General features: G+C 46.0%; 19 protein-coding genes. All 19 read left to right on the top strand.

The window, feature by feature from the left end; translation table 11 throughout:
- Window positions 1–3 precede the first annotated feature (3 nt).
- Window positions 4–825, top strand: a complete 822-nt coding sequence (locus tag LIQ05_RS00430) for a hypothetical protein (protein WP_226817889.1) — start codon at window positions 4–6, stop codon at window positions 823–825.
- Between the two features lie 160 nt (window positions 826–985).
- Window positions 986–1,339, top strand: a complete 354-nt coding sequence (locus LIQ05_RS00425) for a PadR family transcriptional regulator (protein ID WP_226817888.1) — start codon at window positions 986–988, stop codon at window positions 1,337–1,339.
- Between the two features lie 5 nt (window positions 1,340–1,344).
- A complete protein-coding gene (locus LIQ05_RS00420; protein WP_226817887.1) occupies window positions 1,345–2,097 on the top strand; it encodes a DUF1700 domain-containing protein in 753 nt (250 codons plus the stop codon).
- On the top strand, window positions 2,094–2,957 hold the full coding sequence (locus LIQ05_RS00415; protein ID WP_226817886.1) for a DUF4097 family beta strand repeat-containing protein: 864 nt from the start codon (window positions 2,094–2,096) through the stop codon (window positions 2,955–2,957). The genes LIQ05_RS00420 and LIQ05_RS00415 overlap by 4 nt, the downstream gene beginning before the upstream one ends.
- 25 nt (window positions 2,958–2,982) lie before the next feature.
- Window positions 2,983–3,168: a PspC domain-containing protein gene (locus tag LIQ05_RS00410; RefSeq protein ID WP_021924744.1), complete on the top strand. Its 186-nt coding sequence runs from the start codon at window positions 2,983–2,985 to the stop codon at window positions 3,166–3,168.
- Window positions 3,169–3,343: 175 nt separating this feature from the next.
- Window positions 3,344–3,544 (top strand): small, acid-soluble spore protein, alpha/beta type, encoded by a 201-nt coding sequence (locus tag LIQ05_RS00405; RefSeq protein WP_226817885.1) that lies wholly within the window; start codon window positions 3,344–3,346, stop codon window positions 3,542–3,544.
- A 109-nt stretch (window positions 3,545–3,653) separates the two neighbouring features.
- A complete protein-coding gene (locus LIQ05_RS00400; RefSeq protein WP_226817884.1) occupies window positions 3,654–4,325 on the top strand; it encodes a response regulator transcription factor in 672 nt (223 codons plus the stop codon).
- A 52-nt stretch (window positions 4,326–4,377) separates the two neighbouring features.
- Window positions 4,378–5,742 carry a sensor histidine kinase gene (locus LIQ05_RS00395; RefSeq protein ID WP_226817883.1) on the top strand — a complete coding sequence of 455 codons (1,365 nt, stop codon included), beginning with the start codon at window positions 4,378–4,380 and terminating at the stop codon, window positions 5,740–5,742.
- A 315-nt stretch (window positions 5,743–6,057) separates the two neighbouring features.
- Entirely contained in the window at window positions 6,058–6,933 is an 876-nt protein-coding gene (gene pdxS, locus LIQ05_RS00390) for a pyridoxal 5'-phosphate synthase lyase subunit PdxS (protein ID WP_226817882.1), read from the top strand.
- Window position 6,934: 1 nt separating this feature from the next.
- Complete coding sequence (gene pdxT / locus LIQ05_RS00385; RefSeq protein WP_226817881.1) at window positions 6,935–7,516, top strand: pyridoxal 5'-phosphate synthase glutaminase subunit PdxT; 582 nt, start codon at window positions 6,935–6,937, stop codon at window positions 7,514–7,516.
- 274 nt (window positions 7,517–7,790) lie between these two features.
- A complete protein-coding gene (locus LIQ05_RS00380) occupies window positions 7,791–9,095 on the top strand; it encodes an O-acetylhomoserine aminocarboxypropyltransferase/cysteine synthase family protein (RefSeq protein WP_226817880.1) in 1,305 nt (434 codons plus the stop codon).
- 256 nt (window positions 9,096–9,351) lie between these two features.
- On the top strand, window positions 9,352–10,077 hold the full coding sequence (locus tag LIQ05_RS00375) for a polyphosphate polymerase domain-containing protein (RefSeq protein ID WP_226817879.1): 726 nt from the start codon (window positions 9,352–9,354) through the stop codon (window positions 10,075–10,077).
- 20 nt (window positions 10,078–10,097) lie between these two features.
- Entirely contained in the window at window positions 10,098–10,769 is a 672-nt protein-coding gene (locus LIQ05_RS00370; protein ID WP_226817878.1) for a DUF4956 domain-containing protein, read from the top strand.
- A 105-nt stretch (window positions 10,770–10,874) separates the two neighbouring features.
- Window positions 10,875–12,686, top strand: a complete 1,812-nt coding sequence (locus tag LIQ05_RS00365; RefSeq protein ID WP_226817877.1) for a CotH kinase family protein — start codon at window positions 10,875–10,877, stop codon at window positions 12,684–12,686.
- Between the two features lie 209 nt (window positions 12,687–12,895).
- Window positions 12,896–13,861, top strand: a complete 966-nt coding sequence (locus LIQ05_RS00360; RefSeq protein WP_226817876.1) for a hypothetical protein — start codon at window positions 12,896–12,898, stop codon at window positions 13,859–13,861.
- Between the two features lie 338 nt (window positions 13,862–14,199).
- Window positions 14,200–14,916 carry an ABC transporter ATP-binding protein gene (locus LIQ05_RS00355; RefSeq protein WP_264292685.1) on the top strand — a complete coding sequence of 239 codons (717 nt, stop codon included), beginning with the start codon at window positions 14,200–14,202 and terminating at the stop codon, window positions 14,914–14,916.
- Window positions 14,917–14,923: 7 nt separating this feature from the next.
- Window positions 14,924–18,994 carry an FtsX-like permease family protein gene (locus tag LIQ05_RS00350; protein WP_226817875.1) on the top strand — a complete coding sequence of 1,357 codons (4,071 nt, stop codon included), beginning with the start codon at window positions 14,924–14,926 and terminating at the stop codon, window positions 18,992–18,994.
- A 611-nt stretch (window positions 18,995–19,605) separates the two neighbouring features.
- Window positions 19,606–22,257 carry a valine--tRNA ligase gene (locus LIQ05_RS00345; RefSeq protein ID WP_226817874.1) on the top strand — a complete coding sequence of 884 codons (2,652 nt, stop codon included), beginning with the start codon at window positions 19,606–19,608 and terminating at the stop codon, window positions 22,255–22,257.
- 14 nt (window positions 22,258–22,271) lie between these two features.
- On the top strand, window positions 22,272–24,284 hold the full coding sequence (locus LIQ05_RS00340; protein ID WP_226817873.1) for an LTA synthase family protein: 2,013 nt from the start codon (window positions 22,272–22,274) through the stop codon (window positions 24,282–24,284).
- The last annotated feature ends 40 nt before the right edge of the window (window positions 24,285–24,324 follow it).

Genomic DNA, 24,324 nt, shown 5'->3' with positions numbered 1-24,324 from the left:
ACTGTGAATCATATTAATCTTGATCTGTATTCTCCCTTTCATAAAACAGGTCATACATCCAAAGGTGACCAGCGAAAATGGGAGATTGATGGTATCTGGTACAAGGCTGATTATATGGGCTATGAAGGTCTTTCGGAGCTCCTTGTTTCCAGCCTCTTACAAAAGAGTACTATGAAGTATCCTTTTGTCACATACGAGCTGGCAAGAATTGAATATAATGGCAGCTTTATGAATGCCTGTGTCAGCAGGGATTTTCGGAAAGATGGACAGATTTTGATCCCTCTTGAAAAATTATTTCGCCAGTATACGGGTGAAAGCCTGGCTGTGAAGCTGGCAGAATTTACAGATGTGAAAGATCGTATAGAGTTTTTGGTGCAGAAGATTGAGGAGATTACGCAAATAAAAGAATTTGGCAAATATATTACCGCTATGCTGGAAATTGATGCTTTTTTTCTAAATGAAGATAGACATACGAATAATATTGCGGTGCTTTATGATGAAAAAACGGGAAGATATTCCAAAAGTCCTTTTTTCGACCAGGGATTATGCCTGTTGGCAGATACCACCCAGGATTATGCTTTAGATATGGAATTGGAGCAGTGCATGAAGAAAATTCAGGCAAAGCCTTTTAGCGTTGATTTTGATGCACAGCTGGAAGCGGCAGAAGAGCTATATGGAATTCAGCAGCATTTTCATTTTGAAATACAGGATGTGAAAAATATTTTACAAAATGCTGCTGAATTTTACCCGGAGAACGCCTGCCGCCGCGTGGAGTCACTTCTGAGAATGCAAATGCGGAAGTATGCCTATTTGCTGAAAGAATAAGATATATTTGAAAAAAGGTGCGGCTGTGGCTGCGCCTTTTTTCTGATAAGATAACGAGTAAAATATTATAAGATAGTATTGACAAAACTATATTATACAGCGTATAGTATTATCAACCAAACAATATTGATGAGCCATATAATATGATTGGAGTGATCAGATGGTATTTAACACAGGAGCTGCACTTCTGGACGCCATTGTCCTGGCGGTTGTGTCCAAGGAGCCACAAGGTACTTACGGATACAAGATCACCCAGGATGTACGGGGAGTTCTGGATATTTCCGAATCCACTCTTTACCCGGTGCTACGACGTCTTCAGAAGGATGACTGCCTGGAGGTCTATGACCAGGCCTATGCCGGACGGAACCGCAGATATTACAAGCTGACGGAGAAAGGGCAGGCACAGCTGAATTTGTACAAGGTTGAGTGGAAGAATTATTCCACGAAGATAAGCAGTATGTTTGAGGCTTCTGACCAGAATGTGGACAGCAGCCGAAAAAGGGAGGAGAATTAGCAGATATGGACAGAGCGCAGTTTATGGAACAGCTGGAGAAGCTGCTGTCTGATATTTCGGAAGCGGAGCGGCAGGAGGCGCTGGCTTATTACAACAGTTATTTTGACGAAGCCGGACCTGAGAATGAAGCTTCCGTGATCAGAGAGCTGGGAAGTCCGGGAAAGGTGGCCGCCATTATAAAGGCTGACCTGGACGAGAGCAATGACAGTTATGCCCAGTACACCGAGAACGGATATGAGGATCTGCGGGATTCCGGGAATTCGTACGTACCGGAGGTACGGGGTGGTTTTTCAGAGAATGAAAATTATTATGAGGAAAAGGAAAATGGAGGAAAATCCAGGCGTGCCCGGGATGGTTATCACCCGAAGGAAAAGGGAACGAACAGCAGATTTATTTTGCTTCTCATTGCCCTGGTATTCCTGTCCCCGTTTCTTATAACCGCAGCCAGCGGTGTGTTCAGCGTTCTGCTGGTGGTGGTCCTGCTCCCGTTTCTGGCCATTTTTGTGTCTGGAGTGATGGCATTTGCACTGATCGTGGCTGGCTGCGCCTGCATTGGCGGAGGAGTCGGGCTTTTGTTTAGTAATGTGGCGGTAGGCCTGTTGGTGATGGGAATTGGTGGAATTTCCATGGCAATTGGAATTTTGTTCTGTATCTTGACCGGATGGCTGGGCTCCACAATTTTCCCATGGATCCTTCGCAAGACGACAGACTTTTTCCAGAAAATCCTGTATCGGAATAAAAAGGAGGAACAAGCATGAAAAAAGGAACAAAGGGAATGCTGATCGCAGCTGGTGTGTTCGCTGTGGCGGGAATCGGCTTGTGCATTGGTGGAATTTCCGTAGCCGCAGTGGAGTCTGGGGGAAACGTATTTGACCAGGCTGATGAGGTCATTCGGGATCATGCTTATTCCCTGGCCGGGCTGATCCATTTTGGAAAAAATGTCCGGACTTTGGATACGGACTGGAATATCACAGATGGTGACACTGTGGAGCTGGAGTTTGCCAGTGATCTGGAGATCAGCCTAAAATATGATAAGCTTCTTTTTCAGGAATATGACGGCGACAAGATCCGGGTGGAGGTCGCAAATGACACCAAGCAGGATGTTGTAGTGAATGAGTCCTCTGGGAAGATCACCATCACAGATACCCACAGCGGCACCAGCAAAAAGCAGAAGCAGGTCAAGGTCAGTGTACCTGCCGGGAAAAAGTTCGGCAGCGTAGTGATGGGCATTGATGCTGGAACTATTGAGCTGGATTGTGACTTGCAGGCGGAGAATTTTTCACTGGAGGCAGGCGCTGGAGAGTTCAGCAGCTGTGGCACCATTACGGCAAAGAGCTGTGCCCTTCAGGTGGGAGCTGGAACCCTTGATATTGATATGCTTGATACCCCGGATCTTAGTGCAGAATGCGGCACAGGTGAGATCTCTCTGACCATGGCTGGCAAAGAGAAGGATTACGATTATGAGCTGACCTGCGGAATCGGCGAGATCGATCTGGGAGATTCTGAGTACAGCGGTTTTGGCATCGAGAAAACTATTTCCAACGATGGTGCCAGCAGAAGCATGGTGCTGGAGTGTGGAATGGGAGAGATTGATGTGGAGTTTGACGGGGAAGACTAAGTTTATAAGATTGGAGGAAGCTATTATGAGTAATAAGCGTTTATACAAATCAACTGTAAACTGTATGCTGTGCGGTGTCTGCGGCGGTATCGCCGAGTACTTCGACATCGATCCAACCCTGGTCCGTCTGGCCTGGGTAATCCTCACCTGCTTCGGCGGCGCCGGGATCTGGGCCTACATTATCGCTGCGATCATTATTCCAAAGGCATAAAAAATAGTATAAGCTTGCAATTTAGTGGGTCGGGTCCCAGCCATTGTCCGAATGCGTCCGCCTTGAAGAACTTTTAACCCACTAAATAACAATTGCGTTCATTGGGTATAAACTTTCTATATTTTGTCCATACTCCCTATATACATCCAAACAATGTAAAAAGGAGCATAGACATATGAACAAGGACAAAGAAGTAGAAGCCTACAAATCCGGCAATCTCACCCCTGAAGAGAAGACCAAATACGAAATCGCCCAGGAACTTGGCATATTAGATAAAGTCTTAGAAGGAGGCTGGAAAAGCCTCTCCGCCAAAGAAACCGGCCGCATCGGCGGCATGATGGCACGCAAGAAACCAAAAAACAACAAAAACCATTAAAAATACTTATGTGAAGATTCTGTGTAATGAGAGATCCCGGATTGATTTCCGGGATTTTTCTGTTATGATGAAAACAGAAGAAATTTGCCATAAAAAACGGAGGACAATTATGCGTATCCTGATTGCGGAAGATGAGGTGGAAATTGCACGCGCGCTGAAGGTTCTATTGGAGAAAAACAAGTGCGCGGTAGATATTGTACATAATGGAAAAGATGCCTGGGACTTTGTCAGCCAGGGACACTATGATGTGATCGTGCTGGACATTATGATGCCGGAAATGGATGGCCTGGAGGTTCTTAGAAGAGCCAGAGAGAACCATATTGCGACCCCGGTGATGCTGCTGACAGCAAAGTCCGAAATTGAAGACCGGGTAGCCGGGCTGAATGCAGGAGCAGACGACTATCTGCCCAAACCCTTTGCAGCAAGTGAATTTATTGCCAGGGTGAAAGCACTTGGCAGAAGAAGTACCAGTTACACGGAGAGTCTTCTCTGTCTTGGAAATACCACTTTGGACTGTAACCGGTTTGAACTATCAGCGGAGGGCGAAAGCATTCGGCTGAACAACAAGGAATTTCAGCTGATGGAATTATTTATGAAACATCCTAAATTCGTATTTTCCACAGAACACATTATGGAAAAAATCTGGGAGCAGGACGGAACCGCCGGGATGGATGTGGTGTGGACCTATATTGGTTTTCTGCGGAAAAAATTAAAACAGCTGGGCGCTACTGTAGAGATCAAAACTGTCCGCGGAGCCGGCTATTCCCTGGAAGAAGTATAGTCCGCTTCGTGAACAGCAGCTTATCACGAGAAGTTAATCTGGAGGAGAACATATGCTGAAAAAGATGCGCTGGCATTTTATCTTGGCTGCCATGCTTGCAGTTTTTATTATGCTGGTGACTGTACTGGCTGGGATTAATGTGTGGAATTACCATACGACAGCAGTTCGGGCAGATCAGAGAATACAGGAAATCTACGACTTTGAAGCTGGAAGGGTGAATGCAGATCAAGAAAATCCGGAAACGCATAATGCTGCAGAACAGTCCGCAGAAGGCATTACTGACAGCAAAAATCAGAATTCTGAATCTGTCGAAAATTCAGAGAGCAGCGTTGATGGGAATCGGGATAATTCAGCGACAACTGAAAAGCCCGCGCCTCCAGATGTCTTCAACCGCCCAGAGGACCACGATCCGGAGGCACCCTACACAACACGCTTTTTCATAGTCCGCCTGGACGAAGAGAAAAATGTAACTGCTGTTTCTACTGACTTTATTGCCTCTGTTACCCAGGAAGAAGCCGAAGAATTTGCCCTCAACGTGCTAGGTGGGAAAAGAGAAAAAGGTTATTATAAAAACTACAGATTTCAGATTGTAATAGAAGAAAATGATAATATTGTTATATTTTTAAACACCACAATGGAGCTTCATTCTGCCAGGAATGTCCTTCTCATTTCCTGTCTGGTAGGAGTGGTATGTTTCCTAGCTGTGCTCCTTCTGGTGATCCTTCTTTCAAAAAAGGCGATGAAACCTTACATTCAGAACATCGAACGGCAGAAACGTTTTATTACAGATGCCAGCCATGAGATCAAAACCCCTCTTACCTCCATTGCAACCAGTGTGGATGTGATCGCCATGGAACACGGAGAAGATGAGTGGACGAAGAACATACACAGCCAGACCGCAAAAATGTCCAGAATGGTATCGGATCTTGTAACACTGTCCCGTCTGGATGAGGAGAATCCTTTCCCGGATAAGACAGAGTTTTCCTTAAGCGATGCAGCCTGGGAAGTGGCAGAGCCCTTCGCTTCCCTTGCAAAAGCCCAGGGAAAAACCTATTCCCAGAGAATCGAAGAACACCTGACTTTATGTGGAAATCCCGACGTGACAAGGCAGATGATTTCCGTCCTTCTGGACAATGCCATGAAATATTCCGATGAAAATGGAACCATCCGTCTGGATGTATATAAAGCCCATGGAAAGACGAAAATTGAAGTTTTTAATACCTGTGTACTGGAAGACACCAAAAATCTGAACCGCCTGTTTGACCGCTTCTACCGCCCGGACAATTCCCGCTCCAGAAAGACTGGCGGCAGCGGAATTGGGCTGTCCATTGCCCAGGCTGTAGCCGAAGCCTATGGCGGGAAGATCAAGGTCAGCAGTAAAGATGGAAGGTCGATTCTGTTTCAAGTTACTATATGATGTATGAATGTCAAAAGATTTTTCGACTCTCATACCATATGAATTAGAAGTTTATAAGATTAACGTTTTTACAGCATATACTAATAATAGCTTGGAAAGGTGACGCTATTTCATAATGAGAAAGCCCTCAGAGTTATGGCTCTGAGGGTGAATTTTTACAAAAAATGATAACTGTCCCTATAAAATATATAAAAATTGGATATTTATAACAGCACAGTAATCCTGTATTCTTTCAGACAAGAAAAAACAACGGCAAAGAAATGAAGCAACAAGAGGCTGCATTTCTTTACCCGGTAGGTACAGGAGGAAATCAAAATGAGTCAGGAAAGATACGCATTAAATAAACAGCTTGCACAGATGTTAAAAGGTGGAGTGATCATGGATGTTACCACTCCGGAGCAGGCAAAGATCGCAGAGGAGGCAGGTGCCTGTGCTGTTATGGCGCTGGAGCGGATCCCGGCAGATATCCGCGCAGCTGGCGGCGTTTCCAGAATGAGCGATCCGAAAATGATCAAAGGAATCCAGGAGGCTGTTTCCATCCCGGTTATGGCAAAATGCAGGATCGGACATTTCGTGGAAGCACAGATCTTAGAGGCAATTGAAATCGATTACATTGATGAGAGCGAGGTCCTTTCCCCGGCAGATGATGTCTACCACATTGACAAGCGTCAGTTCAAAGTACCATTTGTATGTGGAGCAAAGGATTTAGGAGAGGCTTTAAGAAGAATTGCAGAAGGCGCATCCATGATCCGTACAAAAGGAGAACCAGGAACAGGAGATGTGGTACAGGCCGTACGTCACATGCGTATGATGAACAGTGAGATCGCGAAAGTGGTTTCCATGCGTGAGGATGAGCTTTTTGAGGAAGCCAAGAACCTTCGTGTACCTTACCAGCTGGTAGAGTATGTTCACAAAAATGGCAGACTTCCAGTAGTAAACTTTGCAGCCGGCGGAGTGGCAACTCCGGCAGACGCAGCCCTTATGATGCAGCTTGGAGCAGAAGGAGTATTTGTAGGCTCTGGTATTTTCAAATCTGGTGATCCGAAGAAACGTGCAGCAGCCATTGTAAAAGCCGTTACCAACTATCAGGATTCCAAAATGCTGGCAGAGCTTTCCGAAGATCTTGGAGAGGCTATGGTTGGGATCAATGAGCAGGAGATCCAGCTTCTGATGGCAGAGAGGGGCAAATAAGATGAAAATCGGAATCCTTGCTGTGCAGGGGGCTTTTGCAGAACATAAGAGCAAGCTGGAGTCGCTTGGCGCTACATGCGTGGAATTACGGAAAAAAGAAGATCTTGACAGCGGATTTAACGGATTGGTCCTTCCTGGCGGGGAGAGCACCGTTCAGGGAAAACTTCTGAGAGAGCTGGAAATGTTTGAGCCGCTGAAAGCGAAGATCCAGGCCGGGATGCCGGTGCTTGCCACCTGTGCAGGCCTGATCCTTCTTGCTGATCATCTTTCCAATGATGAACATGTGTATTTCGGAACCATGCCTGTGACTGTAAAAAGAAATGCCTATGGCAGACAGCTTGGCAGCTTTCATACCATCCAGGAAATGAAAGGGATCGGTCCGGTTCCTATGACCTTTATCCGCGCCCCTTATATTGAAACATGTGGGGAAGGGGCTGAAGTGCTGGCAGAGGTAGATGGCAATATTGTGGCTGTAAAATACAAAGAGCAGTATGGTCTGGCATTTCATCCGGAACTGGATGAAGATGACCGGATCCATGAAGCGTTTCTTGAGAGTGTAAAGGGGTACGCGCAGACGAGATAAAACACGCTCTGTGAGTTTTGCCTGTTATCGCGGCAGGCGCCAAGGTCTTGTGTAAGCACGGACGCCGGCTTGTTGTCCGCATAAATAGAAATACCTGGCTATAGCTCAAACCTATAACCAGGTATTATTTTTACATATTGGACAGAGAATTCCCAGTATGTTACTATACATTCATCAACAAAAACAAAGCAACACCAAAGAAAAACATCAATAACAATAACAAAATTAACATTTTTAAATGTGATGAAAATAGTAAAACACGGAGGAAAAGAAAATGGCAGATATCAGAGATTCTAAAAACTGGGGATTTGAGACAAAACAGTTACACGTTGGACAGGAGAAAGCAGATCCGGTAACAGACGCAAGAGCCGTTCCGATTTACGCTTCCACTTCTTATGTATTCCATAACTCACAGCATGCAGCTGATCGTTTCGGACTTCGCGATGCTGGTAATATCTATGGAAGACTTACCAACCCGACAGAAGACGTTTTCGAGCAGAGAATCGCTGCTCTTGAAGGCGGAGTTGCAGCACTTGCAGTTGCTTCCGGTGCAGCAGCGATCGATTATACATTCCAGGCACTTGCAAAAACAGGTGAGCACATTGTAGCTTCCAAGACCATCTACGGCGGAACATACAACCTTCTGGCACATACCCTTCCACAGACCAGCGGCATTACCGCAACATTTGTAGATCCGGATGTAGAAGGTTCCTTTGAAGCTGCAATCCAGGAAAACACAAAAGCAATCTTTATTGAGACCCTTGGAAACCCGAACTCCAACCTGATCGACATTGAAGAAGTTGCAAAAATTGCGCACAAACATAACATTCCTCTTGTAGTGGATTCTACATTTGCAACTCCTTATCTGGTTCGTCCGATCGAGTATGGCGCAGACATCGTCGTTCATTCTGCAACAAAGTTCATTGGTGGACATGGAACTGCAATCGGTGGTGTGATCGTAGACAGCGGTAACTTCGACTGGAAAGCATCCGGCAAATTCCCGTGGATCTCTGAGCCAAACCCAAGCTACCATGGAATTTCCTTTGCAGAGGCAACTGCTCCGGCCGCATTCGTAACTTACATTCGTGCCATTATCCTTCGTGATACAGGAGCAACCCTTTCTCCATTCCATGCATTTATGTTCTTACAGGGACTGGAAACTCTTTCCTTAAGAGTGGAGCGTCACGTAAGCAACGCCCTGAAGATTGTAGATTACCTGTCCAAACATCCACAGGTAGAAGCAGTTCACCATCCATCACTGGAGAGCGAGCCAAGCCATTATCTCTATAAGAAATACCTTCCAAACGGCGGTGGTTCCATCTTTACCTTCGAAATCAAGGGTGATGCACAGACTGCTCAGAAATTTATTGATAACCTTGCAATCTTCTCACTGCTTGCAAACGTTGCAGATGTAAAATCACTTGTTATCCATCCTGCAACCACCACACACAGCCAGTGCACAGAGGAAGAGCTTCTTGACCAGGGTATCAAACCAAACACAATCCGTCTTTCCATTGGTATTGAGAAAGTAGACGACCTGATCGCAGCTCTGGATGCAGCATTCGAGGCTGTAAAATAATTGAAAATGTAATTTGAATAGGTATATAAGATAAGCCTCATGTCAGAAAGCATGGGGCTTTTTTCGTGCACAGAATGAGGAAACTCGTCGAGCATGGTTCTTAAAGTTTCGCAGAATGGTCACATACTTTTTCAAGTACATTTCAGGTTCAGTCCCTATAATTCAGAACTGACAGATCCAATATCCAGATCCTGTTTGATGTTGGAATGAGAAGGAACGGGATATACATTTGTTCCGGGAAGGAAGGTAAATTTAAATGGAAGTACGCGAAGTGATCACTGGCCAGGCTGCGAACAGCAGCCATTATCGTCATGAATTAAAATATATAATTACTTATTGGCAGTACCTGCAGCTTCGAAGCCGTTTTCGCCAGGTGATGAAGATGGATCCCCACACAAGGGCAGACGGAACCTACAGCATCCGGAGTATTTATTTTGATAATCTCCAGGACAAGGCACTTCGGGAAAAGGTTAATGGTGTTGCAAAAAGAGAAAAATTCCGGATCCGTTACTATAATGATAATTTTGAACGGATTACGCTGGAAAAGAAGATAAAAGATAACAATCTTTGCATGAAGGTAAGCGCCAGACTGTCAGAGGAAGAGTGCAGAATGCTTCTTGCAGGTAACTTGGGATGGATGAAAAACCATGCTTCCTCTCTGGTTCAGGAGCTTTATGGAAAAATGAAGTATCAGCAGTTGAAGCCAAGAGTACTGGTTTCCTATACAAGAGAGCCTTACATTTATACAGCTGGAAATGTGCGGATCACCTTTGACTGGAACGTGCGGACCACCATGTATCACGGAACATTTCTGGAAGAAAAGGTGTACGATGTGGAGACCGGGCAGCAGTGTCCGGGAGAGATGATCATGGAAGTGAAGTATGACGCTTTTTTGCCAAGGGTGATACAGGATATGATCCAGATGGATGGAGTAAGACAGGAATCTTTTTCAAAATATGCAGCATGTAGAAATTATGGATAAAAAACAGGAGTATAACAATTATGACATTTAATGATATTTTTAAATCCAGCTTTCTGGAAAATATAACAGAATTCTCAGTAGTTGATACGTTGATCGCCATGGCAGCAGCCTTGGTCATTGGACTGTTTATTTTTGTAGTTTATAAGAAAACGTTTAACAGTGTGATGTATTCCACAGGTTTTGCCATGACACTTGTGGGGATGACAATGGTGACCACGCTGGTAATTCTGGCGGTAACCTCAAACGTTGTGTTGTCCCTTGGTATGGTTGGTGCGCTTTCCATTGTCCGTTTTCGTGCAGCGATCAAAGAGCCTATGGAGATCGTGTACCTGTTCTGGGCAGTCGCTGCCGGAATCGTGATCGGTGCGGGAATGCTGCCGCTGGCTGTGATCGGCTCAGCCATTATCGGTGTGATCCTGATCCTTTTTGCAAACAAAAAGGTACATGACAATCCTTACCTGCTGATTCTGAACTGCCAGGATGAGAATGCAGAAAATGCAGCTGTTTCCCTTATGAAAGAAGCCGTGAAAAAGTATGCAGTGAAATCCAAAACAGTAAATGCCCAAGGAATAGAGTTTACAGCAGAAATCCGGATGAAAGACGGGGAGACCGCCTTTGTGAATCGTCTGAATGAGATCGCAGGTGTGGAGAATGCAACTTTAGTAAGCTACAGCGGAGAGTATATGTCATGATCTGCTTCTGCCCGCAGCCGGAATTTTGTCAAGTATTTTCAGGGGGCAGTGAGTAGGAGCTTTGAGAAAATTGCCTGGAGGAAAACTTGATGGAGGAATAGACACATGGTTACAAATAAATATATAACGAAGATCATTTCTGCACTTATGGCATTTGCGGTGATCCTCTGCCTTGTGGCATCCGCCTTTTCCAAGCAGCTTCAGTCCGTCTACGGAAACAACGCCGTAACAATGGAATACGAAAGCAAGCTGTTTGATACCGATCAGATCATGGACATTGACATTCTCATGGATGAGGACGACTGGAATGATATGCTGGAAAATGCGCTTTCGGAGGAGTATTATTCCTGCGATGTGGTGGTGAACGGAAAGACCTTTTATTCGGTAGGAATCCGTCCAAAAGGGAATACCAGTCTTTCTTCGATAGCCAGTGACCCGGATACAGACCGGTATAGCTTCAAGCTGGAGTTCGATCATTACATAGAAGGGCAGACCTGCTATGGATTGGATAAGCTGATCCTGAATAACAATTATGCAGATGCCACGAACATGAAGGAAGCCATTGTTTACGATATGTACCAGTATCTGGGGGTGGATGCCTCTCTTTATAATTATGCAAAAATCTGTGTAAACGGTGATTACTGGGGCGTGTATCTGGCCCTGGAAGCTGTGGAAGACAGTTTTATGCTGCGCAATTATGGCACAGAGGATGGAAATCTGTATAAGCCGGAAAGCATGGGCGTTGGCGGCGGAGAAGATGAGAAAGACGGAGAAGGTGGCCCTGGAGGTGAAGCGCCTGAAATGGGAGAGTTCCCTGGCGAAGAAATGCCGCAAATGGGCGGTGACCCACAAGGCGGCGAAATGCCGCAGATGGGAAATGGAAATATGCCAGAGGATTTCCAGCCACCGGAGAATGGGAAAATGCCAGAGAATGCAGACTTTTCGGACCACGAAATGGGTGCCATGGGCGGCAGCGGAGGTGCAGATTTAAATTACACAGATGATGACCTTGACAGCTACTCTACCATCTGGGACGGTGAGGTAACAGATTCTGGCAAAAAAGATCATAAGCGGGTAGTAGAAGCCCTGAAAAATATCAGTGAAGGCACAGACCTGGAGACTTACATGGATGTGGACAACATTTTGAAATATATGGCAGTCCACACCTTCGTAGTAAACGACGACAGTCTTTCCGGAACAATGGCCCACAACTATTATCTATATGAGTACAATGGCCAGCTGAATATCCTGCCCTGGGACTATAACCTTTCCTTTGGTGGAATGTCCATGGGAGGCGGAATGGGTGGTCAATCTTCTGGCGCCACCTCTGTGATAAACGATGTCATTGACACTCCATTTTCCATTACCAATTTCTTTGATGCGCTGCTGGAAGATGAGGAATATCTGGCGAAGTACCATGAGTATTTGAATGAGCTTGTGGAGAAATATGTAAATGGCGGTGAATTCCAGAAAACCTATGAGCGGATCCGCAGCCAGATTGATGATCTTGTATCCGATGATCCTACCGCATTTTACAGTTACGAAGAGTATGATGCTGCAGCACAGATGCTGTTGGAGGTGGTGAGCCTTCGCGCTGAGAGTGTAAGCGGTCAGCTGGACGGCACGATCCCTTCTACAGATGATGGACAGCAGGAAGATTCTTCCAGCCTCATAGATGGTTCTGATATTGATCTCAGCGTGATGGGAACCATGTCCGGCGGTGGTGGAGCCGGACATGGCGCAGGCGGTCCTGGCGGCGGCCCAGATGGAAATCAGATGTTCCCTGGCAGCCAGCAGAATGAGAAAGAGAATGAAGCGTCTGAAAATGCTGGGCAGAATTTTACAGAAAAAGGAAACGTTAAAGATTCAGATGGAAATGAAGCATTACAAAAAGCAGAGTCGGATGGTGTACAATAAGAAAAAACGGAGCAAAGTGTCACAGTGAAAAAAGCAAACAGTAACACGAATCCCGACAAGCTATATCGGCCGATAAAAATAACTTGTCATAGTATGTTTAATCCGTTATAATTTTCATATATAAGTGCGTGAAGAAAGTGTTTTTTCAGAAAATTGTATGTTGCTGGTCATGGGTGAACAGCAGCGACTATATGAAGGGGGATTTGTCTATGACGAAAATGAAGAAGATTTGTATGCCCATTCTTGCCGCCGCAGCGCTGGCTCTTTCGGTTCCAGGAACCGCACAGGAAGCAGAAGCGTCCTGTAATACCTATCGTGTAAATGTTGCCACCGGCTATCTGGCACTTCGGACAGACACAGCCTTTGAGAGCAGCAATGAGATCGGCGAGCTTTACACAGGTGACCTGGTAGAAGTTATGGATTATACAGGTGCTACTGGTTACTGGTACGTGTATTCTCCAAAGTATGATGATTTCGGATATGTAAACAATGACTATCTGGATTCTGTAACCTCTTCCGTATCCTCCTATGATACGATGTGGACCGTAAGTGTAGCCACTGGTTATCTGGCTCTTAGGAATGCACCGGATTATGATGCTTCCAATGAGATCGGAGAGCTTTATTCCGGAGATACAGTGTGGGTTTCTGACAGCAGCAATGCCCAGTATTGGTACGTTTATTCTCCGAAGCTGAACTGCTACGGATATGTAAATCAGGAATATCTGTACCGGGATGAGAGTATGGATTATGATTCCAGCTATTTTGGTGAGACACGAACTGTCAGCGTAGTCAAAGGCTATCTGGCCCTTCGCAATATGAAGGCTTACGATACCTCTAATGAGATCGGTGAATTATATTCCGGTGATGTGGTGCAGCTTCTGGACACCAGCGATTCCAAGTACTGGTATGTATATTCCCCAAAATATGATACCAATGGATTTGTGAATAAGGACTATCTGGTAGGCGGAACTTCCTATACCACTATGTCTGTGAAGGTATCCAAGGGGTATCTGGCCCTGCGTTCTGCCATGGCTTATGACGAATCCAACGAGATCGGTGAGCTGAATACCGGAGACAGTGTGGTAGTGATCGACTCCAGCGGATCGAAATACTGGTATGTGTACGCTCCAAGCCTTATGAAATACGGATATGTGGACAGTGGCTATTTGTATTAGAACAGGTAGAGAGAATAGGCAGATAAAACTGTGGTACACACTGAGCCTTATAGAGTTTAAAAAGTAACATGAAACGTGCAGCCCTTGATTTTCAGAAAAATCAGGGGCTGTTTTTCATACTGCTTTCTTTGCTGATTACGGAAAATACCACGCGGCGCGAAATCATGCGAAGCGTGTTGCTGTGAACAGTAATATCCATTTCCTTGTTTTATAGAAATTTCATATTTTCCCTAATTGAACAAAAAATAATGCAATGTTATACTAAAAATAACAGACAAAAACCGCCTACATAGGAATGGCTTTTTGTCTGATGACGGAAAAAACAGGAGTGTGATACATTGCAGGATACTACAGAAAATTACATTCACCTCGAAAAAGTTTCCAAGATTTACGGAACCAAAGAGGTAAAAATAATCGCAGTGGACGAGATCAGTTTTCATATAGCAAAAGGCGAGTTTGCCGTGATCGTTGGCCCCAGTGGTGCTGGTAAAACAACGGTTCTGAATATTCTGGGAGGAATGGATACCGCTACCAGCGGCCAGATCTGGGTAGACGGAAGGAACATTGGGAAATACAACAATCGTCAGCTTACCAGCTACCGAAGGGATGACATTGGCTTTGTTTTTCAGTTTTATAATCTGGTGCCCAATCTGACTGCCCTGGAAAACGTAGAACTGGCAGGCCAGATCTGTAAGAACCCAATGGATCCTAAGACCGTTCTGGAAGAAGTGGGACTAAAGGACAGACTGGGAAATTTTCCGGCACAGTTGTCAGGCGGTGAGCAGCAGCGTGTTTCCATAGCAAGAGCCCTTGCCAAAAATCCCAAGATGCTCCTTTGCGACGAGCCTACAGGAGCCTTGGATTATCAGACTGGTAAGGCAATTCTCAAGCTTTTGCAGGATATGTGCCGGCAGAAGGGAATGACGGTGGTTGTGATCACCCACAACTCTGCTCTTACGCCCATGGCAGACCGTGTGATCAGGATCAAGAACGGCAAAGTGGACCAGATGACAATGAACGACCATCCAACTCCGGTAGAAGAAATAGAGTGGTAGGTGAGAGATGAAAGCATTAAGAAAAGAATTCTGGATGGAGATCCGAAAGAGTAAATCCAGGTTTATCTCTATCCTTTTGATCGTGGCTCTTGGAGTGGCCTTCTTTTCCGGCATTCAGGCTTCCTCGCCGGATATGCGTTATTCCGGAGATGCCTATTACGATGAAAGCAGCCTGATGGACATTAAGGTTGTGGGAACCATGGGACTGACAGCAGAGGATGTTTCTTCTATAGAAAGTATAGATGGGATTGAATCAGCGGAAGGTGCCTGGTCCACGGATGTGATGTGCGGGGAGGGCCAGAAACAGAAGGTTCTTCACATTGAGTCGCTGAATGATACGGTGAATAAGCTGGATGTGCAGGAAGGACGCCTTCCGGAAAAAAGCGGTGAGATTTTCCTGGATAGTACATTTGCTTCTACAAACGGGTACAAGGTGGGAGACCGGGTATCCCTGCGGGAGAGTGAGGATTCTTCCCTTCTGGTTACCACAGGATATACAGTGGTTGGAATCGGAAGAAGTCCACTCTACATATCTTTTAACCGGGGAAATACCACCCTTGGAACCGGAGAAGTCAATGGATTTGGCTATGTGCTTCCAGAGGATTTTGACCAGGAAATTTATACCCAGATCTATGTGACCGTTCATGGAGCTAAGGATCTTACAAGCTATACAGATGGTTACGAGAATCTGATCGCCAAGATCAAAGACCGTGTGGAAAATATTGCAGATGACCGCTGTCAGATCCGTCTTGCAGCTGTGAAGGCAGATGCCCAGAAAAAAATTGACGATGCCCAGAAGAAGCTGGATGATGGGAAAAAAGAGGCAGATGAGAAGCTTGCCGATGCCAAAGAGGAATTGGATAAAGGAGCGAAAGATTTAGAAGAGGGTAAGAAGGAATATGAAGATGGAAAATCCCAGCTGGAAGATGCGAAGACAGAGCTTGCCGACGGCAAAAAACAGCTGGAAGACGCGAAAACACAGCTTGCCGATGGAAGGACACAGTTAGAAGAGGCCAAGTCCCAGCTTGCGTATGGAAAAAGCCAGCTTGCGGATGCCAAGAGTCAGCTTTCTTCCAGCAAAAGCCAGCTTGACAGTGCCAGAAGCCAGCTGGATGACGGCTGGAGCCAGGTAAATACGGCAAAAGCGAAACTTGCAGATGGACAGGCACAGATTGCTTCTGCCCAGCAGCAGGTTGACAGTGGTCTGGCAGAATTAGAGGCAAACCAGAAAACCCTGGATGAAAATGCAGCGAAACTTGCAGAGGGAAAATCCCAGCTGGAAGCAGGGGAACAGCAATTAGAGGCTGCAAAGCAAAACTTAACAGACAAACAGAAGGAACTGGATCAGTCTAAGGCAGAGATCACAGCGGGACAGCAGCAGATCGAAAGCACCAGAACACAGTTAAATCAGCAGAAGCAGCAGATAACAGAGGGACTTTCCCAGGTGGCTGCAGGCGAAGCCCAGCTGCAGGAGGAAGTAAATACCCTGGAAGATGTAAAAAGCCAGCTGGCAGAGTTACAGGTTCTGCTTGAGAACGCCCGGGCCAGCTACAATGCAGCACTGGAAAACCCAGATGTCTCCCAGGAAGAACTGGATAACCTGGCAGCCCAGGTTTCGGCGCTGGAAAGTCAGGAAGCAGCAGTCAGCCAGCAGATCCAGGCAGGCGAAGCCCAGCTTGAGGAGCAAAGGCAGCAGCTTGCGTCCACCAGAAGTCAGCTGGAAGGAAGCCTGGCGGCTGTGGAGGACGGACTTTCCCAGCTTTCCCAGAAAGAAAGCGAACTAAATGCAGGTCTTGAGCAGATAAGTGCAGGTCAGGCGCAGATTGATGCCGGATGGAACGAAATTCAGGAGCAGGAGAAAGCCCTTGCTGCTTCCAAGACCGAAATTGAAGCTGGAGAGCAGGAGCTGGCAAATGGGCAGAAGCAGTTAAACGAAGCTAAGAAAAAGCTGAACAAGGCCCAGAAGGAAATCGATTCCAATGGGAAAACGCTGGCGGATGGTCAGGCGGAACTGGATGCCAATGTGGCGAAGCTAAATGAAAGCGAGCAGCAATATGCTTCTGGTCTGGCACAGTACAATTCCGGCGCACAGCAGATTGCAGACAATGAAGCAAAGCTTGCTTCCGGTGAGAAAGAAATCGCGAATAATGAGGCGAAGCTTGTTTCTGGGGAGCTGGAAGTTGCGGACAATGAGAAGAAGCTTCAGGATGGTGAAAAGGAAATTACCGATAACGAGAAAAAGCTTGCAGATGCAGCGAAGGATCTGAAAAAGGGAGAGCAGGATCTGACAGATGGAAAGAAAGAGTACCAGGATGCCAAAAAAAAGGCAGAGGATGAGATTGCAGATAACCAGCAAAAATTAGACGATGCCAGGCAGGAACTGGCTGATCTGGAGATACCGGAGTGGATAGTCACAGACCGTGAGGACCTTCCGGAATACACGGATTATGGTGACAATGCAGACCGCCTTCGAAACATTGGGCAGGTTTTCCCAGTGATCTTTTTCCTGGTAGCGGCACTGATCAGTCTTACTACCATGACCCGTATGGTGGAGGAGCAGCGAACCCAGATCGGTACTTTGAAGGCTTTGGGATATAAGAAGACTGCGATTGCGGCGAAATACATCTGTTATGCGTTTTTTGCAACCGTGCTGGGAAGTATTCTGGGAATGCTGATTGGCGAGAAAATCATTCCTTACATTATTATAACGGCCTATGGAATTATGTATCACAATGTGGCAAATACCATTTCCATTGACTATCAGCTCAGTTTTGCACTGATTGCTTCCGGGGCATCTATTGTGTGTACCGTTGGTGCCACTCTTTTTGCATGTGGAAAAGAGCTGCAGGAGACACCGGCCTCCCTTATGCGTCCACCGGCACCAAAAGAGGGCAAGAGGGTGCTTTTGGAGCGGATTACATTCATATGGAAGCATTTAAGCTTTTCCTGGAAGTCAACCATCCGCAATCTTTTCCGCTATAAGAAGCGTCTGGTTATGACGGTTTTCGGAATTGCAGGAAGTATGGCACTGATGCTGGTTGGCTTTGGAATTCAGGATTCTATCAGTGATATTGCCACTATTCAGTATCGGGATCTGCAGCATTATGAAGGTATGGTGATAGAGGACAGCGATGCCACTGAGGAAGAGCGGGAAGAGCTTCTGGAATATATGAAGAGCAGCGGGCAGATTGCCCATTGCAACCAGATCCAGCTGACGAAGATCAGTGCCCCTAAGGGCGGCTCTAATATCAGCATTTATCTGTTTGTGCCGAAAAATCTGGAAGAATTTGCCAGGGATGTGACCTTGCAGAGCCGTATTACCAAGGAAAAATATGAGCTTACCGACGAAGGGGCTGCTGTTTCTGAGAAGACGGCAAGTCAGCTTGGATTGAAGGTGGGCGATACCATTACCCTGGAAAAAGCGGATAAGGAATATACGGTAAAGGTGGCTGTGATCACAGAAAATTATATGAATCATTACCTTTATATGACGCCCAGCCTCTATGAGCAGACATTCGGGGAAAAGCCGGATTATCAGGACATTGTGTTTACCATGAAGGAAGAGAATAAGGATGATCTGGAAACTGTGGGAACCCAGATCCTGACGTATCCTGGTGCTCTTAGCATTAGCTATACCAGCAGCATTTCTACCCAGATCGACCGTATGCTGAGCACCCTGGATGCGGTAATCCTGGTGCTGATCGTTTCAGCAGGAATGCTGGCTTTTGTGGTATTGTATAATCTGAATAATATTAATATCACAGAGCGGCAGAGGGAGCTGGCAACGTTGAAGGTGCTTGGTTTTTATGATGGGGAGGTTTCACAGTATGTACTTCGGGAAAATGTGATCCTGACAGTGCTTGGAATTTTGTTTGGAGCAGTGTTTGGAATTCTTCTTCACAGGTATGTGATCACCACGGTTGAGGTAGATGCGGTTATGTTTGGGCGAAATATTAAGCCGCTGAGCTTTGTGATCAGTGGAATCCTGACGAGTGTATTTTCCATTGTGGTGAATGGGGTGATGCATTTTAAGCTGAAGACCATTGATATGGTGGAATCGTTGAAGAGCGTGGAGTAAATATGAAATTTTCAAATTAGCTTGACAAGCTGGAAAATTGCAATTATAGTTATATCCATAAAACCAGCGGCCTTTCCGTTTATTTATCTGAAAGCAGGGAAGCCGCAGCGAAAGGCATAGAAGAAGAGGAGTAAGCGCATGTCCTCCCAGAGAGAAATGTCCGGGGGATTCCCTGAGATGGAAGACATTTTGAGATCCGCATCCGCTGAAGGTAGCTTTGGAGCCGGGAAACTGAATGAGCAAAGAGAAGCTGGCAGAGCTTTTTTTGAAAGAGGCAGTGCTTGCAGAAGCGAGCTTTGCAGTAAGTTTTCACGCAATTCCAGCGTTATAGGAAAGAGATGTGTGCATATTAAAGGCGAAGTCTATAAAAACTTTTTTAGAAGTGGCTCGTTGTTGCACATAATGAAGGTGGTACCGCGTTAACTTCGCCCTTCACACATTACAGTGTGAGGGGCGTTTTTATGTAGAGGGAAATTTCTATGAAATCACCCTCTATATAAAAAGCCCTGCTGGGCAGGATCACACTGCGGCGGAAAGGAAGATGTCGCTGAAAGCGACCCGCCGCAGGTGCAGAATCCTGCGGGCAGGATTCTGATATTAGGAGGAAAATCATGAGCAAAGAACTTGCAAAGACCTACGATCCAAAAGGAATCGAGGAACGTCTTTACCAGAAATGGATGGACAACGGATATTTTCATGCAAAAGTAAACCCAGATAAGAAACCATTTACCATTGTTATGCCGCCGCCAAATGTAACTGGCCAGCTGCATATGGGACATGCACTTGATGAGACCATGCAGGACATTCTTATCCGTTTCAAGAGAATGCAGGGATACGAAGCACTGTGGCAGCCGGGAACGGACCATGCAGCCATCGCTACGGAGGTTAAGGTTACTGAGAAACTGAAAAAAGAAGGCATTGATAAAGCTGAAATCGGCCGTGAGAAATTCCTGGAATATGCCTGGGAGTGGAAAGAAGAGTACGGCGGAAAAATCATCAACCAGCTGAAGAAGCTTGGTGCTTCCGCAGACTGGGAGAGAGAGCGTTTCACTATGGACGAAGGCTGCTCCAAAGCAGTACAGGAAGTTTTTATCAAGTTATATGAAAAAGGCTATATCTACAAAGGATCCCGTATCATCAACTGGTGTCCGGTATGCCAGACCTCCATTTCTGATGCTGAGGTTGAGCATGAGGATCAGGACGGATTCTTCTGGCACATCAACTATCCGGTTGTTGGAGAAGAAGGAAAATTCGTGGAAATTGCAACAACACGTCCGGAGACACTTCTTGGCGATACTGCAGTTGCCGTAAACCCGGATGATGACCGTTACAAAGACATTGTTGGCAAAATGCTGAAGCTTCCTCTTACAGACAGAGAGATCCCGGTTATTGCCGATGAGTATGTTGATAAAGAATTTGGTACCGGCTGTGTAAAGATCACACCAGCACATGACCCTAATGATTTTGAGGTTGGTAAGAGACACAACCTTCCGGAGATCAACATTATGAACGATGACGCTACCATCAATGAGCTGGGCGGAAAATATGCAGGTATGGACCGTTACGAAGCCAGAAAGGCCATGGTAGAGGATCTTGACAAGCTCGGACTTCTGGTAAAAGTGGTTCCGCACAATCACAGCGTTGGAACACATGACCGCTGCCATGCAACTGTAGAGCCGATGATCAAACCGCAGTGGTTTGTAAAGATGGACGAGATGGCAAAAGCTGCGATCAAAACTCTTGAGGACGGAGAGCTGAAATTCGTTCCGGAGCGTTTTGACAAGACGTATCTTCACTGGCTGGAGAACATCCGTGACTGGTGTATTTCCCGTCAGCTGTGGTGGGGACACAGAATCCCGGCTTACTACTGCGACGAGTGCGGTGAGACAGTTGTTGCCCGAGAAATGCCCGGGAAATGCCCGAAATGCGGGTGCACACATCTTCATCAGGACGAGGATACCCTGGATACCTGGTTCAGCTCTGCACTGTGGCCATTCTCTACACTTGGCTGGCCGGACAAAACACCGGAGCTGGAGTACTTCTATCCAACAGACGTGCTGGTAACCGGATATGACATTATTTTCTTCTGGGTTATCCGTATGGTATTTTCTGCACTTGAACAGACAGGCAAGACACCATTCCATCATGTTCTGATCCACGGTCTGGTAAGAGATTCCCAGGGTCGTAAGATGAGTAAATCCCTTGGAAATGGTATCGATCCTCTTGAGGTAATTGACAAGTACGGTGCAGATGCCCTTCGTCTTACCCTGATGACAGGCAATGCACCTGGAAACGACATGCGTTTCTACTGGGAGCGTGTAGAGTCCAGCCGTAACTTTGCAAATAAGATCTGGAACGCTTCCCGTTTCGTTCTTATGAACCTGGAAGGTAAGAGCGTAACAGAGCCTGAGATTGCAACCCTTTGTTATGAGGATAAATGGATCCTTTCCAGACTGAATAACGTGATCAAAGAAGTAACCGATAACATGGAAAAATATGAGCTGGGTATTGCCGTTCAGAAGATTTATGATTTCCTGTGGGATGAGCTTTGCGACTGGTACATTGAGATTGCCAAGGTTCGTCTGTGGAAAGCTGAGGAGAATCCAAAGGCTGCAAATGCGGCTCTCTGGACACTTCGCACGGCTCTGACCCAGGGGCTGAAGCTGCTTCATCCATTTATGCCGTTTATCACAGAGGAAATCTACTGCACACTGCTTCCTGAGGAAGAGTCCATTATGATCTCTGACTGGCCGGTATATAAGGAGGAGTGGAATTCTCCAGAGGCTGAGCTTGCAATCGGAAGCTTCCAGGAGGTTGTACGCGGTATCCGTAATACAAGAACCAGCATGAATGTTCCACAGAACAGAAAGACTCATCTGATCATTGTTGGAAAGGATGCTGCAATCTGTGAGATGTATGAGAAGAGCAAGAAGTCCTTTGTAAATCTTGCATTTGCGAAAGAAATCCATGTTCAGCAGGATAAGACTGGCATTGGAGAGGATGCAGTTTCTGTTGTTGTTTCCAATGCAGTTGTTTACATGCCTCTTGAGGATCTGGTTGACAAGGAAAAAGAGCTTGAGAGACTGACCAGAGAGCAGGAGAGACTGGCCAAGGAGATTGCCCGCTGCGAGGGAATGCTGAACAATCCGAACTTTGTAAACAAAGCTCCGGCTGCAAAGGTTGATGCAGAGAAGGAGAAGCTTGCGAAGTATAAAGAAATGAAGGATAAGGTTGAAACACAGCTTGAGCAGCTTAAGAGATAAAAAGGAGATTTTGCATGAAGCTGAGCAAATTTTGCAATAAGATTTCCTTGATCCTTCAGGCACTTTGGTGCGCAGTGCTCTATTTTATCATAGAGGCACTGTGCCGCCATTCTGTGGTGGAGGCCTGGAATTACATGACGGAAAAGCCGTTGGTGTTTGCTTATAATACTGCGTTTATTTTTACCACAATGCTGATCGTATATCTGTTTCACAGGCGGGTTTTCTGGAGAGTTGTGGTTTCGGTTTTCTGGCTGTTTCTGGGAATCGTGAATTGTATTCTTCTGCTGAACCGTGTTACACCGTTTACCGGACCGGATCTGCATATGCTGACAGATGGAATTGCGATCATGCAGAAGTACCTGCCTTTTTATGGTGTGGTGATCGGATGTATCCTCATTGGAATTGTGGTGCTGGGGCTGGTGATCCTGTTGATCAAAGGACCGAAGTATCAGCAGAAGATTAAGTATCGGTATGTGATTCCGTTGGTGATCGTCGGTTTTGTGGCCTTTGGCGGCGTGACACAGCTGGCTCTTGAGAAAAGGGTTTTGTCCAATTATTTTGGCAATATTGCGTTTGCTTATGAGGATTATGGGTATCCTTATTGTCTGGCGACCACTATTTTTAACACCGGTATCAGCGAGCCGAGGGATTATTCTGAGGATGAGATAGACAGGATCGAGAAGACGGAGTCGAATCTTCCAGAGACCAAAGAGGATGGAAAAAGACCGAATATCCTGTTTTTACAGCTGGAATCTTTCTTTGATCCCACTCTGGTTAATTACCTGAATATTTCTGAGGATCCGATCCCGAATTTTCGGAAACTGATGGAGGAGTATTCTTCTGGGTATTATAAGGTTCCTTCTGTTGGTGCTGGTACGGCAAATACGGAGTTTGAGACGATTACGGGAATGAGTCTTCATTATTTTGGCCCTGGTGAGTATCCTTATAAGAGTATTTTGAAGGAGACTACCTGCGAGAGTGTGCCTTATGTGCTTAAGAATCTGGGGTATTCTACTCATGCGGTACATAATAATGAGGCGAATTTCTATGGCAGACGATCTGTTTTCCCAAACCTGGGATTTGATACTTTTACCTCTGAAGAGTATATGGCGGATGAGAATCTGCAGAATCCTCTTGGCTGGGTGAAGGACAGTGTGTTGACGGATGAGATCCTTAAGTGTCTGGATTCCACAGAGAGTCCGGATTATGTGTATACCATTTCTGTACAGGGACATGGTGATTATCCTAGTGAGCCAATCCTGGATAATCCAACTATTACGGTTTCTGGTTCTCCTACGGAGGAGCAGGATTATAAGTGGGAGTATTATGTGAATCAGATTCATGAGATGGATCAGTTTGTGAAGGAGTTGACAGATGCTTTGACGGATTATCCAGAGGATGTGATCCTGGTGATGTATGGAGATCATTTGCCGACTATGGGGCTGACTGTGGAGGATCTGAAGAATAAGTATCTTTTCCAGACGGAGTATGTGATCTGGGATAATATGGGGCTGACGAAGAAGGATGAGAATCTGGCTTCTTATCAGATTGCGGCGGAGGTTCTGGACCGGGTTGGGATTCATGAGGGTACGATCATGAAGTATCATCAGGCGAGAAGGAATACGAAGAATTATCAGGTGGATCTGGAGACGCTGCAGTATGATGTGCTGTATGGAAAGAGATATGCTTATGGTGGAGAAAATCTGTTTGAGAGGACGAAGATGCGGATGGGGCTTTATGATGTGACCCTTGATTCCTTAAGGCTTGTGTCAGATACGGATTGGACTTACTATATTCAGGGGACAAATTTTACGCCGTCCAGTCAGGTGAAGCTGAATGGGGAGTGGTATGATACGGCGTATTTGAGTCCAACGATGCTGGTAATTTCGGGAACGGAATTGAAGGATTTTGATAGGCTGGCGGTTGTGCAGCGGAGTAACAGTTCGACTAGGAAGGCGCTTAGTAAGAGCTTTGATAGGGCGGTTTATGCGCTATATGATAGTCAGTGGAAGGTGGATTCCCGGTAGGGGAGTGGTTTTCCGGGTGGGTGCCCGGCTCCATCGTGCC

Source organism: Blautia glucerasea, from assembly GCF_020537505.1.
In the GTDB taxonomy this organism is placed as follows: domain Bacteria; phylum Bacillota; class Clostridia; order Lachnospirales; family Lachnospiraceae; genus Blautia_A.
This window is presented reverse-complemented; position numbering and strand designations above follow the sequence as displayed.

What these genes read in the sequence shown, in the direction of transcription:
- LIQ05_RS00425 (WP_226817888.1), top strand. Translation starts at nt 986, where the DNA reads ATGGTATTTAACACAGGAGCTGCACTTCTGGACGCCATTGTCCTGGCG.
- LIQ05_RS00420 (WP_226817887.1), top strand. Translation starts at nt 1,345, where the DNA reads ATGGACAGAGCGCAGTTTATGGAACAGCTGGAGAAGCTGCTGTCTGAT.
- LIQ05_RS00415 (WP_226817886.1), top strand. Translation starts at nt 2,094, where the DNA reads ATGAAAAAAGGAACAAAGGGAATGCTGATCGCAGCTGGTGTGTTCGCT.
- LIQ05_RS00410 (WP_021924744.1), top strand. Translation starts at nt 2,983, where the DNA reads ATGAGTAATAAGCGTTTATACAAATCAACTGTAAACTGTATGCTGTGC.
- LIQ05_RS00405 (WP_226817885.1), top strand. Translation starts at nt 3,344, where the DNA reads ATGAACAAGGACAAAGAAGTAGAAGCCTACAAATCCGGCAATCTCACC.
- LIQ05_RS00400 (WP_226817884.1), top strand. Translation starts at nt 3,654, where the DNA reads ATGCGTATCCTGATTGCGGAAGATGAGGTGGAAATTGCACGCGCGCTG.
- LIQ05_RS00395 (WP_226817883.1), top strand. Translation starts at nt 4,378, where the DNA reads ATGCTGAAAAAGATGCGCTGGCATTTTATCTTGGCTGCCATGCTTGCA.
- pdxS (WP_226817882.1), top strand. Translation starts at nt 6,058, where the DNA reads ATGAGTCAGGAAAGATACGCATTAAATAAACAGCTTGCACAGATGTTA.
- pdxT (WP_226817881.1), top strand. Translation starts at nt 6,935, where the DNA reads ATGAAAATCGGAATCCTTGCTGTGCAGGGGGCTTTTGCAGAACATAAG.
- LIQ05_RS00380 (WP_226817880.1), top strand. Translation starts at nt 7,791, where the DNA reads ATGGCAGATATCAGAGATTCTAAAAACTGGGGATTTGAGACAAAACAG.
- LIQ05_RS00375 (WP_226817879.1), top strand. Translation starts at nt 9,352, where the DNA reads ATGGAAGTACGCGAAGTGATCACTGGCCAGGCTGCGAACAGCAGCCAT.
- LIQ05_RS00370 (WP_226817878.1), top strand. Translation starts at nt 10,098, where the DNA reads ATGACATTTAATGATATTTTTAAATCCAGCTTTCTGGAAAATATAACA.
- LIQ05_RS00365 (WP_226817877.1), top strand. Translation starts at nt 10,875, where the DNA reads ATGGTTACAAATAAATATATAACGAAGATCATTTCTGCACTTATGGCA.
- LIQ05_RS00360 (WP_226817876.1), top strand. Translation starts at nt 12,896, where the DNA reads ATGACGAAAATGAAGAAGATTTGTATGCCCATTCTTGCCGCCGCAGCG.
- LIQ05_RS00350 (WP_226817875.1), top strand. Translation starts at nt 14,924, where the DNA reads ATGAAAGCATTAAGAAAAGAATTCTGGATGGAGATCCGAAAGAGTAAA.
- LIQ05_RS00345 (WP_226817874.1), top strand. Translation starts at nt 19,606, where the DNA reads ATGAGCAAAGAACTTGCAAAGACCTACGATCCAAAAGGAATCGAGGAA.
- LIQ05_RS00340 (WP_226817873.1), top strand. Translation starts at nt 22,272, where the DNA reads ATGAAGCTGAGCAAATTTTGCAATAAGATTTCCTTGATCCTTCAGGCA.